The sequence below is a fragment of the Staphylococcus sp. HMSC070D05 genome (genome assembly GCF_001815595.1).
Taxonomy (GTDB): domain Bacteria; phylum Bacillota; class Bacilli; order Staphylococcales; family Staphylococcaceae; genus Staphylococcus; species Staphylococcus hominis.
Genome location: NZ_KV821138.1, coordinates 29,029 through 44,960 on the forward strand (window position 1 = coordinate 29,029; position 15,932 = coordinate 44,960).

The 15,932-nt window shown below is 32.2% G+C and carries 13 protein-coding genes; 3 read left to right on the plus strand and 10 right to left on the minus strand.

The window, feature by feature from the left end; genetic code table 11:
- Window positions 1–96: 96 nt before the first annotated feature.
- The gene (gene spxA / locus HMPREF3046_RS06345; RefSeq protein WP_002448146.1) at window positions 97–492 is read right to left on the minus strand and encodes a transcriptional regulator SpxA; all 396 of its coding nucleotides are present in this window, start codon (window positions 490–492) and stop codon (window positions 97–99) included.
- Between the two features lie 268 nt (window positions 493–760).
- On the opposite strand from spxA, the gene trpS reads away from it, so the two are divergent.
- A complete protein-coding gene (trpS, locus tag HMPREF3046_RS06350; RefSeq protein WP_070717670.1) occupies window positions 761–1,750 on the plus strand; it encodes a tryptophan--tRNA ligase in 990 nt (329 codons plus the stop codon).
- A 50-nt stretch (window positions 1,751–1,800) separates the two neighbouring features.
- Here the strand turns inward: trpS and HMPREF3046_RS06355 are convergent, their stop codons facing one another.
- Genes HMPREF3046_RS06355 through opp3b form a run of 5 tightly spaced genes read right to left on the minus strand, consistent with a single transcriptional unit; the run spans window position 1,801 to window position 7,514 of the window.
- The gene (locus HMPREF3046_RS06355) at window positions 1,801–3,459 is read right to left on the minus strand and encodes a peptide ABC transporter substrate-binding protein (RefSeq protein WP_070717673.1); all 1,659 of its coding nucleotides are present in this window, start codon (window positions 3,457–3,459) and stop codon (window positions 1,801–1,803) included.
- Between the two features lie 24 nt (window positions 3,460–3,483).
- Window positions 3,484–4,434 (minus strand): ABC transporter ATP-binding protein, encoded by a 951-nt coding sequence (locus tag HMPREF3046_RS06360; protein ID WP_070717676.1) that lies wholly within the window; start codon window positions 4,432–4,434, stop codon window positions 3,484–3,486.
- Window positions 4,421–5,506, minus strand: a complete 1,086-nt coding sequence (locus tag HMPREF3046_RS06365; RefSeq protein ID WP_070717678.1) for an ABC transporter ATP-binding protein — start codon at window positions 5,504–5,506, stop codon at window positions 4,421–4,423. Before HMPREF3046_RS06365 ends, HMPREF3046_RS06360 begins: the two co-directional genes overlap by 14 nt.
- A gap of 17 nt (window positions 5,507–5,523) precedes the next feature.
- On the minus strand, window positions 5,524–6,588 hold the full coding sequence (opp3C, locus tag HMPREF3046_RS06370; RefSeq protein WP_070717680.1) for an oligopeptide ABC transporter permease: 1,065 nt from the start codon (window positions 6,586–6,588) through the stop codon (window positions 5,524–5,526).
- Complete coding sequence (gene opp3b, locus HMPREF3046_RS06375) at window positions 6,588–7,514, minus strand: oligopeptide ABC transporter permease (RefSeq protein ID WP_070717683.1); 927 nt, start codon at window positions 7,512–7,514, stop codon at window positions 6,588–6,590. Before opp3b ends, opp3C begins: the two co-directional genes overlap by 1 nt.
- A 231-nt stretch (window positions 7,515–7,745) precedes the next feature.
- On the opposite strand from opp3b, the gene HMPREF3046_RS06380 reads away from it, so the two are divergent.
- A complete protein-coding gene (locus HMPREF3046_RS06380) occupies window positions 7,746–8,123 on the plus strand; it encodes a DUF3899 domain-containing protein (RefSeq protein WP_070717686.1) in 378 nt (125 codons plus the stop codon).
- A gap of 52 nt (window positions 8,124–8,175) precedes the next feature.
- On the opposite strand, the gene fabF is transcribed toward HMPREF3046_RS06380, so the two are convergent.
- The gene (gene fabF, locus HMPREF3046_RS06385; RefSeq protein WP_049382334.1) at window positions 8,176–9,420 is read right to left on the minus strand and encodes a beta-ketoacyl-ACP synthase II; all 1,245 of its coding nucleotides are present in this window, start codon (window positions 9,418–9,420) and stop codon (window positions 8,176–8,178) included.
- Window positions 9,421–9,433: 13 nt separating this feature from the next.
- Window positions 9,434–10,375 (minus strand): beta-ketoacyl-ACP synthase III, encoded by a 942-nt coding sequence (locus HMPREF3046_RS06390; RefSeq protein WP_002488368.1) that lies wholly within the window; start codon window positions 10,373–10,375, stop codon window positions 9,434–9,436.
- A 225-nt stretch (window positions 10,376–10,600) separates the two neighbouring features.
- Here HMPREF3046_RS06390 and HMPREF3046_RS06395 point away from each other — a divergent pair, with 225 nt between their 5' ends.
- The gene (locus HMPREF3046_RS06395; protein WP_002448243.1) at window positions 10,601–10,801 is read left to right on the plus strand and encodes a DUF2929 family protein; all 201 of its coding nucleotides are present in this window, start codon (window positions 10,601–10,603) and stop codon (window positions 10,799–10,801) included.
- Window positions 10,802–10,901: 100 nt separating this feature from the next.
- On the opposite strand, the gene clpB is transcribed toward HMPREF3046_RS06395, so the two are convergent.
- A complete protein-coding gene (gene clpB, locus HMPREF3046_RS06400) occupies window positions 10,902–13,511 on the minus strand; it encodes an ATP-dependent chaperone ClpB (RefSeq protein ID WP_070717689.1) in 2,610 nt (869 codons plus the stop codon).
- 289 nt (window positions 13,512–13,800) lie between these two features.
- Complete coding sequence (locus tag HMPREF3046_RS06405; protein ID WP_070717693.1) at window positions 13,801–15,615, minus strand: acyltransferase family protein; 1,815 nt, start codon at window positions 15,613–15,615, stop codon at window positions 13,801–13,803.
- Between the last annotated feature and the right edge of the window lie 317 nt (window positions 15,616–15,932).

A 15,932-nucleotide genomic window follows, 5' to 3' on the forward strand; every position in this document is an offset into this window, starting at 1 on the left:
GATACTATATCATATTATATTCCCTTTTTTTATTATAAAAAACAGCACTATAGCTAAGCCAGTGCTGTTAAATAATAGGTTCTTAAATTTTAAATATTAGTCGACTAAACGTTGAGCTTCTTGTAATTGGAAAGTACGAACTTTTCTAGGTAAGAAACGTCTGATTTCATCTTCGTTATATCCAACTTGCAAGCGTTTTTCGTCTAAAATAATTGGACGACGTAATAGTCCAGGATTATCTTGAATAATTGTATATAAATCTTGCAATGGTAAAGAATCAATATCAACGTTTAATTTTTGATAAGTTTTAGAACGAGTTGAAATAATTTCATCTGTTCCATCTTCAGTCATTTTTAAAATTTGTTTAATTTCATCAATTGTTAAATGTTCAGAAAAAATGTTACGCTCCGTATACGGAATGTCATGTTCTTGTAACCATGCTTTCGCTTTACGGCAAGATGTGCAACTTGGTGATGTAAATAATGTTACCATACATCTCACTCTCCTATTGAATAAATATTATTCATTATATTAATAATTATGCTAAATTGTCTTAAGCTTATATTATAAGTATAATATGTTAACATTAAAATCAAATGAGAAAATTCTAATTTTCCTAAGAAATTTCAAATTTTCTAAAAATTTCTCTACAAAATTTAATTTCTCTTGTATACGTCTATTATAACATAACTTACAATTTAAAAAAATACTGTTATAATCTAGTTAAAATGAATTATTTTTAAAGAAAGTAGGCATCTATATGGAGACATTATTTTCAGGAATACAGCCAAGTGGGATACCTACATTAGGTAACTATATTGGTGCATTAAAACAATTTGCAGAAGTACAGAACGATTACAATTGTTACTTTTGTATTGTAGACCAACATGCGATTACTGTCCCACAAGATAAAATCAAATTGCGCAAGCAAATTCGTCAGTTAGCAGCAATTTATTTAGCTTCAGGTATTGATCCAGACAAATCTACATTATTTATTCAATCAGAAGTTCCAGCACATGTTCAAGCCGGTTGGATGTTAACAACAATTTCAAGTGTTGGTGAGCTTGAACGTATGACGCAATATAAAGATAAAGCGCAAAAACGTACAGATGGTATTCCAGCTGGTTTATTAACTTATCCACCTTTAATGGCAGCTGATATTGTTATTTATAATACAAATATTGTACCTGTAGGTGAAGACCAAAAACAACATATGGAACTTACTAGAAATTTAGTGGAACGTTTTAATAGTCGTTATAACGATATATTAGTTAAACCAGAAATTCGTATGCCAAAAGTTGGTGGACGTGTAATGAGTTTACAAGATCCAACAAAAAAAATGAGTAAAAGTGATGATAATCAAAAAAACTTTATTTCATTACTAGATGAACCAAATATTGCAGCGAAAAAAATTAAAAGTGCTGTAACTGATTCAGATGGTATTATCAAATTTGATAAAGAAAATAAACCAGGAATTTCTAATTTATTGACCATTTATTCAAGTTTAACTGATCAATCAATTAAAGATCTTGAAACACAGTATGAGAATGAAGGATATGGAAAATTCAAAACAGATTTATCTGAAGTTGTTAAAGACTTTTTAGTACATTTCCAAGAAAAATATAACGAATTTTATAATTCAGATAAGTTAGATGACCTCTTAGATCAGGGACGTGACAAAGCCCAAAAAGCTTCTTTTAAAACATTGAAAAAAATGGAACGTGCAATGGGCTTAGGACGCAAGAGATAAATCATTATAAAAAAGACCACGAGTATAAGTAAATGACTCGTGGTCTTATTTTAGTTATCTTTCTTTTTTCCTGTTTCACGATCAATTGATTTATCAATATATACATGTTTCAGTGTAGTATCTGGACCAATTTTATGATACTGTAATCCTTTGACCTGTGGATTAGTTAAGTGTGCTTCACCTTTTTGATAAACAGGAGCTACTGGTGCATCATGAAGCAAGATACTTTCCGCACGTTGTAGCGCTTCATTTCTTTTTTCTGTTTCACGTAACAATGAACTATTTGATTCTTTTAAAAGCCTGTTATATTCTTTGTTATCCCAATCAGTATTATTTTGAGCATTATCCTTAGTCATAGTTTCTAAAAATGCTGTTGGATCAGGATAATCTGGACTCCAACCTGAATAAGTCGCTTCGTAATTATTAGCTAATTCTAAAGTGGTTTTTTGTTTAAATGGCATTTGTTTAATTTTTAATGTAACGCCTGGTAAGTTTGATTCAATTTGAGATTTAATATACTCTGCAGCTATTTTAGAAGCAGGCGTATCTTGCGTATTCATTGTAAATGCAAACTCTTCTTTACCTAATTCTTTTTTTGCCTTTTCCCAATTTTGTTTTGCTATCTTAGGATTATATTTTAAAGGAGACTCAACTGTACTTGCGAAGTCTTTTCCGTCAGGCGTCTTCGCTGTACCTATTCCCGTGAAGTTATTTGAAGCAAGAGACCCATCATTTAAAACAGTTTTTACATACCCTTTTTTATTAATAGCTTGCGCAATAGCTAATCTCAAATTTTTATTTTTAAATTCAGGCACTTTTTTTTCATTCATTTTAATATAAAAAGTACCAGCAGTTAAACGATAGTTTAATTCTTTACTGCCTTTATATTTATCAACTTGTTCAGAAGTGATGATTGTATCATCGATTGAATTAGTATCATATAAAGAAGCGCCAGCTTGTTGATCTTTTAAAACTTTATAATTTACTTTATCTAATTTAACATTTTTCTTATCCCAATATTGATTATTTTTAACCATTTGTATTTTATCTTCTACCTGCCAGTTAGTAACTTTGAAAGGACCATTATAAACTGCTCTTTCAGCATTCGTTCCATATTTTTTACCATATTTTTTGGCAATTTTAGCATCTTGTGGATAAAAAGTACTTAAAGCAAGTAATTCATTTATGTACGGTACCGGTCTTTCTAAATCAATTTGAAGTTTATATTTATTTAACGCTTTGATTCCTAAAGAATTTAATGGTTTTTTTCCAGTATTAATTAAATCTGCATTTTTTATATCACTCATTATATATGCAAATTCAGAGGCAGTTTTTGGATCTACAACTTTTCTCCATGCATAAACAAAGTCATGCGCTGTTACAGGATCTCCATTTGACCATTTTGCATCATTTCTTAAATTGATAGTCAGAGTTTTACCACCATTACTTTTTTGTGGTGTTTCTTTTGCTACACCTAAAGTTACTTTGTCATTTTTATCTATTGAATATAATCCTTCGAAAGTTTGACCAACAACATCACTAGAAACAGCATCTGTAATAAGAGCTGTATCTAAAGTAGTTATATCTTGACTAATTATTTTTCTGAATACCTGTCCTTCATCAGAATATAAACTTTTTTTGTTACTACATGCTGATAGTATTAAAGTGACAATAACTAATAGCGTTAAATATTTATATTTTTTCTTCACATTCTTGTCCTCCCTTCCTCAGACTTAATTATGTTGAAGATGAGTTTGTTCTTGTTCTTTTAAACGTACTGCTTCTTCATCTGTTACAAAAACATAATGATTAGGTCTAATTTCTTGCAGTCTACGTTCTGCATTTTTAGATTCATCTTCTTCATACACAATTCGCTTTCTTGTTCTTTCACTATCAGGATCAGGTTGAGGGATAGCAGATAACAGTGATTTAGTATAATCATGTAAAGGATGATAATAAATTTCGTCAGACGCTCCTAATTCTACAATTTTCCCAAAATGCATTACTGCTATACGATCAGAAATATATTTAACCATTGATAAATCATGGGCAATAAATAGGAAAGTAATACCTCGTTCTTTTTGCAATTTCAGCATTAAATTTACTACTTGAGCTTGAATAGACACATCCAATGCAGAAATAGGCTCATCCGCAATAATAAACTCAGGTTCTACAGCTAACGCACGAGCAATTCCTATACGTTGACGTTGTCCACCAGAGAACTCGTGAGGATAACGATTCGCATGTTCCTTACTTAAACCTACTGTTTCTAGCAAATCATATACACGACGTTTACGATCTTTTTTATTACTTGCTAACTTATGAATATCAATACCTTCTGCTACAATATCCATGACCTTTAGACGTGGGTTTAAAGATGCATATGGATCTTGAAAAATCATTTGAATTTTCTTATTGAAATTTAATAACTCTTTTCTTTTAGTAATCTTCTGGATGTCCTGTCCTTCGTAAAGAATTTCACCATCTGTAATATCATTTAGTTTAATCATTGCTTTTCCAGTTGTAGATTTCCCACATCCAGATTCTCCTACTAACCCCAATGTTTCTCCCTTATAAATATTAAATGAAATATCTTCGATTGCTCTAACTTCATTACGTTTGCCTTCATTAAAGTACTGCTTCAAATTTTTTATTTCTAATAATACTTCTTTACTCTTCTCCATTGAACGACACCCTTTCTACTCGACATGGTTTGTCGTAATTATTAGGCATTTGACGTTGTCTCTTTTTCACCATTTCCGGCGGTTCAACTTTTGGAGCGCGTTCGTCTAGCAACCATGATTTCACATAATGAGTAGGCGATACTTTAAACCATGGTGGTGCTTCCTTAAAGTCAATGTCTAGCGCATATTGACTACGTCTTGCAAATGCATCACCCTTTGGTGGATGTAATAAATCAGGTGGGGTGCCTGGAATTGCAATTAACTCTGTCTCGTTACTTGTCGTTAAATCAGGCATTGAAGATAATAATCCCCATGTATATGGATGTTTTGGATCATAGAAAATTTCATCGACATGTCCAGTCTCAATCATTTGTCCGCCATACATAACAGCCACTCTATCAGCCACATTTGCTACTACCCCTAAGTCATGTGTAATAAAAATAATAGATGTTTCAATTTTTTGTTGTAATTCTTTCATTAAATCTAAAATCTGTGCTTGCATTGTTACATCAAGTGCTGTCGTTGGTTCATCTGCAATTAAAATTTTAGGTTCGCATGCCAAAGCAGTTGCAATAACAATTCTTTGACGTTGACCCCCAGAGAATTGATGGGGATATGCTTTAAATCTTTTTTCTGCATTAGGCAATCCTACTAGATTTAAAATCTCAAGTGCACGTTTCTTTGCTTCAGGTTTATTATAATGACGATGTTTTATTAAAGGTTCCATGACTTGCTTACCAATTTGCATCGTAGGATTTAATGACGTCATAGGGTCTTGAAATATCATAGAAATATCTTTACCACGAAGTTTGTTTAATTCTTTTTCAGATTTAATTGCTAAATCTTCCCCTAAAAAATTAATTGTCCCTTTTTTAATTCTCCCTGTATCACCCTGGAACAATTTTGTAATTGCTTTTGTTGTTACAGATTTGCCAGAACCTGATTCTCCGACAATCGCTAATGTTTCCCCTTTATTTAAAAAGAAATCTACTCCTCTAACTGCTTGCACTTCCCCAGCAGTAATATCAAAGGAAACATGCAAGTTGTTGACTTCTAACACTCTTTCTGACATTGATTTTGCCTCCTTTGTTATTTACGCATTTTTGGATCAAATGCATCGCGTAATCCGTCACTAAATAAGTAAAAGAATAAAATTAATAAACTTAATACTGTAGCGGGAATAAATAATTCGTGTGGGTGTATTAACAACATTGCTCGTCCATCATTTACGAGTGAACCAAGCGATGTTTTCGGTGCAGGTACCCCTATACCAATAAAGCTTAAAAATGCTTCGAAGAAAATTGCACTTGGTACAGTAAACATAGATGTTACTACAATGGCACCTAGTGTATTCGGTAAAATATGTTTAAAAATTAATTTAAATTTTGAAGCTCCTAATGTTCTTGAAGCCATTACAAATTCTTGACTTTTTAGTTTTAAAAATTCACCACGCACTACTCTACTCATACCTAACCATCCGGTGATAGACATAGCTAAAATAATCGTCCAAATAGATGGTTCAAATATCAATACAAATAAAATAACAATAATAAGGTTAGGAATAGATGCTATAATTTCTAAAATACGTTGCATCACATTATCAATACGTCCCCCAAAAAACCCTGAAATAGCGCCATAAACGACTCCTATAAAGATATCTAGTGCAGCAGCTACAATACCAATAAATAATGAAATTTGAGCACCTTTCCATGTTCTAGTCCAAAGATCACGACCTAATTGATCTGTACCAAACCAAAAATTTTCTTTCACGCCCGCGTCTTTATAGGCGCTCTTACCATCTGTTCCTGTTCCATCAAAAGGTAAAAAGTGTACTTGATCTAGTACTGGAATTTTAGCAGGTAAATTTCGTCTAGTAACATCTTGTTCAGCATAATCATGTTTACTAAATGCTGGTCCTACAAATGCAAGAATGACAATTAAAATGAGTCCAATCAAACCGACAATTGCTAATTTATTTCTTTTCAACTGTGTCCAAGCATCTTGCCAGAAGTTTTTACTTTCACGTTGTATTTCTGGCTCTTTATTTAAATCGAGTTCTCTAATAACAAAATCCGTCCCAACCGCTCCTTCAGAGGTATGTGACATCGCTGCATTTGAATGGTCATCAAATGGTTTATTAAAATTTTCAGGCATTATTTTTTACCTCCTTGTACACGGATTCTTGGATCAATTACACCATAAAGAATATCTACGATAAAAATTGAAACGATAAATAATGTACTAAATAAAATTGTAGTAGCCATAATAACCGAGAAATCATTTGTTGTAATCGATCTAACGAATTGGTCCCCTAAACCGGGCACACCAAAGATATTTTCAATCGTTAAAGTCCCTGTTAAAATACCGGCTAACATTGGAACAATAATTGTAATAATAGGAATTAATGCATTTCTTAATGCATGTCCAAAAAGGACTCTTATCGGAGAGTTACCTTTAGCTCTTGCTAATAATATGTAATCAGAACTTAGTACCTCTATCATTTCAGCTCGAATATAACGAGCTACTGTGGCCATTACACTTGCTGATAATGCTAAGGAAGGCAATACTGCTGTTGAAAATCCTTCCCATCCTGCCACTGGAAACCATCTTAAACGTACTGCAAAAACGTATTGTAATAGTACTGCTAAGACGAATGAAGGTACTGATACTGCTATAACTGAAATAACAGTAGTTGTATAGTCTACCCAAGTGTTTTGTTTCGTAGCAGCTGCTACGCCTAAAATTAAACCTAAAATCACTCCAATAATCATTGCAGTAATCCCCATTTCCATAGAAGGAATCAATCTCGGTCTAATTAATGACCAAACTGGTTGATTATGATATTGGAACGAATAGCCAAAATCTCCAGTTACTACATTTTTTAAATAATGAAGATATTGCACTGCTACTGGATCGTTTAATCCATATTTTTCGTTTAAAATTGTTTTTTGCTCAGCGCTTAATTTAGCATCATTAAATGGTGAGCCAGGCATCATTTTCATTAAGAAAAATGTAATTGTGATGATAATAAATAACGATAAAAACATATATCCCAAACGTTTTAATATATATCGCGTCATTATACAGTCCTCCTTTACTAAATATTCAAAATTAACATTCCCTTCAAAATTTTCAGAAATATTTATACATATTATATATACTTTTTTCATAAAATTGCAATATAATTTTACATTTTCTTAATATAAGAGTAATTTTTATATATATTGTTTAAAAGAATATATATTTTAGATTTTATTTATAGTAAGTTTACAGTAAATTAGACTATATAGATAAAAAAGTTGGAGGCGTACATGAATAATATTAAAATTTGGTTTATATGGCTTTTTTTGCCACTCATATGTACTTTTTTACTTTGGATGTTCGTAACTCGACATTCGTTTGTCTCATTTATTGATATCTTATTTTATATATCACTTGTATTATTTATATTGTTATTTTTAATTCTCCTTGTACAAGAAGGTATATTTGATGCTACAAGTTTTGGTTTTAGACGCATGCGTTATCAACTCGCTTCTCGCGCTAAGAAAAAATCTTTAGAAAACGATGACTTTTTCAATCCAAAACAAGTAAAAAAAGAGCATTATACCATTTCAACATGGTTACTACCTGCTCTAATACTATGTGCATTTTACTTCATTTTGACTATTCTTATTTCAATTTTTCTATAAACATAAAAAACCATGCATATTATTGCATGGTTTTCTACTCTTAACTTAATTTTTAATCTTTAAACTTTTTAAATACTAATACTGCGTTATGTCCACCGAAACCTAGACTATTACTCATTGCATATTCAATTTCTAAATCTTGTGCTTCATTAGGAACAATATCTAAGTCACATTCTGGATCTGGCGAATCTGCATGAATCGTCGGTGCAACTTTAGAGTCACGAATAGATAATGCAGAGAAAATTGCTTCAATTCCCCCTGTAGCACCTAATAAATGCCCTGTCATAGATTTAGTTGAGCTAATTTTTAAGTTTTTAGCTGCATCTCCAAATGTATTTTTAATCGCTTTAATTTCATACAAGTCACCTACTGGCGTACTTGTACCATGTGCATTTAAGTATTGAATATCTTTAGCTTCAATACCTGCATCATCTAAAGCCGCTTGCATTGCACGAGAACCACCTTCGCCTTCAGGTGCTGGTGCAGTAATGTGATAAGCATCTCCAGTTGAACCATATCCTACAATTTCAGCGTAAATTTGTGCGCCACGTGCTTGTGCTGATTCTAATGATTCAATGACTAAGATACCAGCTCCTTCACCCATGATAAATCCATCACGTCCTTCTTGGAAAGGACGACAAGCTGTTTCTTTATCATCGTTTGTTGATAATGCACGACTTGCACTGAATCCTGCAAGTGCCATATGCGTAATAGGTGCTTCAGTACCACCAGTAATCATAGCATCAGCAGCACCTCTTTGAATGATTTTAAATGCTTCACCGATAGAATTTGTACCTGTTGCGCAAGCAGTAACAGTTGAACCATTAGGTCCTTTTGCACCTAAATCGATTGAAACTTGGCCAGTAGCCATGTCAGGAATAAGCATTGGAACAAAGAAAGGACTAACTCTTCTTGGTCCCTTATTCTTTAGTATTGTATGTGCAACTTCAAATGTTTCCATTCCACCAATACCCGAACCAATCCATACACCGATACGATTAGCATTATCATCATTGATAGTTAAATTAGCATCTTCTACAGCTTGTCTTGCCGCTACTACTGCATATTGTGTAAAACGATCCATGCGACGCGCATCTTTTTTCGAAATATGATCTTCAATATTAAAGTCTTTTAATTCACCTGCTAAGTGAACATTATATTCTTCAGTATCAACGCGTGTAATTGTATCAATTCCATTGACACCTTTTAAGGCATTTTCCCAATTTGTTTGGGCATCGTTTCCAATAGGTGATAATGCACCCATACCTGTAATTACCACTCTTTTGTTTTCAGTCATACATTAAATCCTCCTATTTACCCCATTTGATTACCATAGCGCCCCATGTTAGGCCGCCACCGAAACCTACGAGTACTAAAGTGTCATCATCTTTAATTCTTCCGTTTTCTAACTCTTGTTGAATACTTAAAGGAATCGAAGCAGCTGACGTGTTTCCAAAACGGTTAACTGAAACACTCATTTTTTCTCTTTCAATACCCAATCTTTCACGTGCTGATTCCATAATTCTGATATTTGCTTGATGTGGTATAAACATATCAATATCATCAGATTCTAAACCAGCTTTTTCAACTACACGTGTAGACGCTTCGCCCATAATTCTTACAGCGAATTTAAAAACTTCGCGTCCATTCATTACTAGTTTACCAGTCTCTTTATTTAAATATAAGTATTTTCCACCTGACCCATCTGAGCCCATTTCATAGCTAATAATACCTCGTCCTTCTGAGACTTCACCAATGACTACTGCACCTGCACCGTCTCCAAATAGTACAGCAGTTGAACGATCAGTTAAGTCAGTGATTTTGGATAATTTATCCGCACCCACTACTAGAATATTTTTATAGTCTCCAGATTGAACATATTGTTTTGCAGTAATCATTGAATACATGAAACCTGAGCATGCAGCAAGTTGATCCATAGTGGGCACTTTACCCGTACCTAATTTTTCTTGTAGTATATTAGCTACAGATGGAAATGGCATATCTCCAGTTGCTGTAGCTACAATAATCATATCTATATCATTCGGTTTAATACCAGCATCTTCAATTGCTTTCTTACTTGCTTCATATGCTAAGTCTGACGTATCTTGATCGTCACGAGACCAACGTCTTTCTTTAATACCAGTCATTTTTGAAATCCATTCATCAGACGTATCTAAAAAACCTTCAAAATAGGCGTTATCGACTACTCTCTCAGGCGCATAAGCACCAAAACCTTTTATACCTACGTTCATGAACGTACACCTTCTCACTTCAATTTTTAATACCAGGTATTAATTTAACATACTTTTTAAATCTAACTCAAGTAGTTAAACTTTATTAAACGATTTTGTTAAACAGTCACGAGTCAATAACTCATATAAAAATTGGTACAAATTTTTATACATTCTCTACTAATACTATACAAATAATTCACTTTACTTTAAAATGATAATATATATAAATTGGAGGTCATATATATGAAATACCTCGTAACTTTTATTTGGGCGTTAATCTTAACACAAATGGTTAACTTTGTACTTAATAGTTTAAATGGTGGCGGCAGTCTAGATGTGATTAAACCAATTATTATTGCAATCATCATTACCATTGCTATTGCCATTTTAAGTGCTATGATTAAACCTAATGATTTCGCTCGTAAAGGGAATAGAGACGTCTAAATAGTATTGGATTACGTGTTTGGAGTAATATAACGCTCTTAACAAGTTTAATATAAGAAAAGGCATTGGAAAGCAAAGCTTTCCAATGCCTTTTTATATACTATTCAGCTGAAGGTTTTTGGACATCAAATGTTAATTCTTGATTATCGTTAAGATCAACATCTACTTTTGTACCTTCTGGCATATTTTCTTTAATCATCATACGAGCAAGTGGTGTTTCAATTTGACGTTGTACAAAACGTTTAAGTGGTCTAGCACCAAATTGTGGTTCGTATGCTTCTTCACCTAACCATTTTTTAGCTTCGTCTGATACTTCAATTGAAATGCGTTGATCCATCAATCGAATATTTAATTGAGTTAAAATTTTATCTACAATCATACTCATATCATTGATAGATAATGGTTTAAATAATACAATATCATCCATACGGTTTAAGATTTCTGGTTTAAAGAATGCATGTAAACTATCCATAACTGCTTTTTCAGTGCTTTCAGTAATTTCACCAGAATCTTTAACATTTTCTAATAATATTTGTGAACCGATATTACTTGTCATGATAATAATTGTATTTTTGAAATCTACGCTACGACCTTTAGAATCAGTTAAACGCCCTTCATCTAAAATTTGAAGTAACACGTTGAATACATCACTATGCGCTTTTTCAACTTCGTCGAGTAGAATAACTGAATATGGGTTACGTCTTACCGCTTCAGTTAATTGACCACCTTCATCATGGCCTACATAACCAGGAGGCGCACCAATTAATCTAGAAACAGAATGTTTTTCCATATATTCACTCATGTCAATACGAATCATATGTTTTTCAGAATCAAATAGTGATGAAGCGAGTGATTTAGCTAATTCTGTTTTACCTACACCCGTTGGACCTAAGAATAAGAAACTACCTATTGGACGATTAGGATCTTTTATACCTGCACGCGCTCTCACTACAGCATCTGACACAAGATCTACCGCTTTATCTTGGCCTACAACACGTTCATGTAAGATATCACTTAAATTTAATAATTTTTCTCTTTCTGTTTCGACTAATTTAGAAACTGGAATGCCTGTCCATTGGCTTACAATATCTCCAATTTCCTCATCAGAAACAACTTCGCGAATCATGCGTTCATTATCACCTTGTTCATCATGGAAAGCTTCTTCGTATTCTTTTAATTCTTTTTCTAATTGTGGAATCGTACCATATTGTAATTCTGCTGCTTTTTCATAATTACTTTCTGTTTGCGCATCTTCTAAAGCTTGACGACTACGATCTAATTCAGCACGTTTTTCTTGAACTTTCGCGATTTTTTCTTTTTCTTGTTCTACACGAGATTGTAATGACGCTTGTTTTTCTTTTTCATTTGAAAGTTCTTCTTGTAATTCTTCTAATCGATGTTTACTGGCATTATCTGATTCATTTTTTAATGCACTTTCTTCAATTTCTAATTGCATAACACGGCGATTAACTTGGTCTAATTCAGTTGGATTTGATCCCATTTCTGTTCGGATAGTGGCACATGCTTGGTCGACTAAATCAATTGCTTTATCTGGTAAGAATCGATCAGTAATATAACGATCTGATAATTCTGCTGCTGCTACTAAAGCACGGTCTTGAATACGCACACCATGATAAACTTCATAGCGTTCTTTTAAACCACGTAAAATTGAAATTGTATCTTCTACGTCAGGTTCACTTACACCTACTTTTTGGAATCGACGTTCTAAGGCTGAATCTTTTTCAATATATTCTCTATATTCATTTAATGTTGTAGCACCAATACAATGCAATTCACCACGAGCTAACATTGGTTTTAACATATTACCAGCATCCATTGCACCATCTGTTTTACCAGCACCAACTAACATGTGAATTTCATCGATAAATAGGATAATACGTCCATCTGATTCTTTCACTTCTTTAAGTACTGCTTTAAGACGTTCTTCAAATTCACCTCTAAATTTTGCACCTGCAACTAATGCACTTAAATCTAATTCGAAAATAGTTTTATCTAGCAATGATTCTGGCACATCTTTACGCACAATACGTTGTGCTAATCCTTCTACAATTGCAGTTTTACCTACACCAGGCTCTCCAATTAATACTGGGTTATTTTTAGTTTTACGACTTAAAATTCGAATGGTATTACGGATTTCTTCATCTCTACCAATAACTGGATCCATTTTGCCTTGGCGAACTTCTTCTACTAAATCTCTACCATATTTCTCTAAAGCTTCATAATTTACTTCTGGATTTTGTGAAGTCACATGATTTCCCCCTCTAACTTTAGTAATAATTTCTTTGACTACTTCTTCTTTATTTCCTACAAATTGTTGTGTTGTTTCATCAATATCCATAGCAGCACGTAAAATATGTTCCATTGAGATATATTCATCTTCATATTCTTTCATATATGACTCAGCTTTATTTAATAATTCGTTTGCTTTTGAGCCAATATATTGTCCATATTGAACATTATCTCCTTGTACTGATGGATAGTGTTTTAATTTTTCACTATACGCTTGATTTAATTGGTCAGTGTCTATATTTGCACGTTCTAAAATACTTTGAAACAAGCTTTCGTCTTCTTCTAAAGTTCCTTTTAGTATTGCTTCAATTTCAATATTTTGTAATTCATTTTCTTTACTTAATTCAATTGCTTTTTGCAAAGCTTCTTGTACTTTATAAGTCATTTGATTGATATCCAAATTTATTCACCCCTACTTTTTGTATAAGAGTATGGTCAAATACTTCTTTTTTTGACTTTGACTTTCTTTGACCTTAAATACATTATAGACCTTCTTTGCTAATTAATCAACACTTTTACTTATCTTTTTAATAATTCAATAAATCCTATCATATCAAGCATTTATTTACGTTTCACACATCATTTACATATCACCTTACTATTAAACATTGTTACCTTCATTTTTTCTTAAATGTTAAAAAAGGATTAACTGTGTGAGCATCCTCAACTAGTTAATCCTTTTTAATTATTTATTTTTTAGTCATATTTTTTAGTATTTCGTCCGACAATGCTTGTACACCACTATGTTCTAAGTGCACACCATCAGATGCAAAATATTCAGTGTGACCAGCAGAGCGTTTATACCAGTCTACTAAAACAACATTTTTATGTCGTTTAGCTGCGTCTGAAAGTTGTTTATTTACATTATCTTGCCAGCTTCTCGGTACTCTTGTATTAACTAAATATATTTTGGCTTTCCCAAATTTACTAATCAGTTGGTCAAGCTCATCTTGAGTAAAATCTCCATTTGTACCAAGTTCTAATACAACTTGATTTGATGGTTTATTATAATTAGTATAATTATTTGCAACTATCAGGGCTTCTTGTAAATGACGACCTACTTTACCATCTATAGTTGCTTTAGGAACTTGAGATTTAAATTCTTCACCAATATCTACCATAACTGAATCGCCAATAAGTAATGGGCTGATATTTGTGTAAACTTTATCTTTATTCTCACTCTTACTTGTTTGTCCATTTAACTTAATATTTTCACCGGGCATCATTTTAACTAAATATTTATCAGCAGTACTTGTATTAAAACTGTTTGCTTTATTTGCAATTTCATCTTTTCCAAATCGATCAAATGCCCCCATAAATATTAATAGCAATGGAATCACAGCTATTATAGTAACTATTGTTCTTATAAATTTAGGTCTACGTAATCGGTCAAAAGAAAATGCTCTTAACCCTTCACGTCTAAATGGTGTTTCAATATAACGATAAGATAATTCCGCAAACACCACAGTTAATAGTATATCTAAGCTATATACATATATTGGTAACTGACCATCAACAAAATGTATATGTAGAAAACTAATGACGGCGAAATGCCATAAGTATAAACTATATGAACGTTTTCCGATATACACTAACAAAGGATGTCCTAGAAATTTAGCAATCATTGTAGATGGGTGAACAACACTTGCAATAACAAATAATGTCACTAAAGATATCAAATAAAATCCACCATTGTATATCCAATCACTATCGTCGTTAACTGTAAAGAATAAAATAATTAAGATAAGTAGGCTACCTATACCAATACCATCTATTGCACGACGTAATAGTTGTGGTGGATTAGCTTTTAATTTAAATGGTGGCCAAACAAATGCTAATATGACGCCTAATAATAATGTTTGTAAACGAGTATCTGTACCAAAATAAACACGCGAATATCCCACATTTGGTTGTGATATAACGACCATTTCTAATAAAGAGGCCAATGATACTATCCAAAATATAAGTGTCACATTACGATATTTTTTAATCGTAAGTAATAATATCACTAAAATGAACGGGAAAAATAAATAAAATTGTTCTTCGATAGCAAGAGACCATAAATGTTTAAGAGGCATGAATGAAAATTGTTCAAAATAGTTAACATCTTTAGCGATATACCACCAATTTGAAACATAAAATAGCGCTGCAATAATATCATGTTTAACTCTAATAATTTGTTGAGGTTCAAATAATAAAGTTGCAATACCAACTGTTATTAATAAAGCTATCACCGCTGGCAGTAGACGTTTTATTCGTCTAATCCAAAATTGTTTAAGATTAATAATTCCTTTTTCTTCATACTCTCTCAAAAGTAAACTTGTAATTAAGTATCCTGAAATGACGAAGAAAGTATCTACGCCAATAAACCCTCCAGTTAGCCACTTTCTATTCAAATGATATATAATGATGCCTAATACGGCAATTGCTCTTAGACCATCTAAACCAGGCATATAGCGCATTTTTGTTTTATCGTGCACGCCCTTTTCTAAATTTTGTTTCATTGTTCACATTCTTTCCCTATTAAATAATAAATTTTCAATAAATTCATTAGATATAAACGCACTAAAATCAGAATAACAATAAAGTTAATTATAGAAATTTATATGTATGATTGGTCATTCTATAGTCTATGAATTTAATACACTGTATAATATGATTCTGTGTTTTATACTAAGTTGACTGAAAACTTGATATACAATTAAATAAAATATAAATTCATTTTCATTGATTAATTCTTAATTGTTGAAAATTATACTTTTCTTAAGATATAAGTCTTATGTATTGTAGTATAACCTAGAAGTAAATTCAATTTATATTA

Coding starts and splice junctions, on each gene's coding strand:
- HMPREF3046_RS06380 (WP_070717686.1), top strand. CDS start 7,746: ATGAATAATATTAAAATTTGGTTTATATGGCTTTTTTTGCCACTCATA.
- fabF (WP_049382334.1), bottom strand. CDS start 9,420: ATGACTGAAAACAAAAGAGTGGTAATTACAGGTATGGGTGCATTATCA.
- spxA (WP_002448146.1), bottom strand. CDS start 492: ATGGTAACATTATTTACATCACCAAGTTGCACATCTTGCCGTAAAGCG.
- HMPREF3046_RS06365 (WP_070717678.1), bottom strand. CDS start 5,506: ATGTCAGAAAGAGTGTTAGAAGTCAACAACTTGCATGTTTCCTTTGAT.
- HMPREF3046_RS06395 (WP_002448243.1), top strand. CDS start 10,601: ATGAAATACCTCGTAACTTTTATTTGGGCGTTAATCTTAACACAAATG.
- HMPREF3046_RS06390 (WP_002488368.1), bottom strand. CDS start 10,375: ATGAACGTAGGTATAAAAGGTTTTGGTGCTTATGCGCCTGAGAGAGTA.
- opp3C (WP_070717680.1), bottom strand. CDS start 6,588: ATGCCTGAAAATTTTAATAAACCATTTGATGACCATTCAAATGCAGCG.
- HMPREF3046_RS06405 (WP_070717693.1), bottom strand. CDS start 15,615: ATGAAACAAAATTTAGAAAAGGGCGTGCACGATAAAACAAAAATGCGC.
- opp3b (WP_070717683.1), bottom strand. CDS start 7,514: ATGACGCGATATATATTAAAACGTTTGGGATATATGTTTTTATCGTTA.
- trpS (WP_070717670.1), top strand. CDS start 761: ATGGAGACATTATTTTCAGGAATACAGCCAAGTGGGATACCTACATTA.
- HMPREF3046_RS06360 (WP_070717676.1), bottom strand. CDS start 4,434: ATGGAGAAGAGTAAAGAAGTATTATTAGAAATAAAAAATTTGAAGCAG.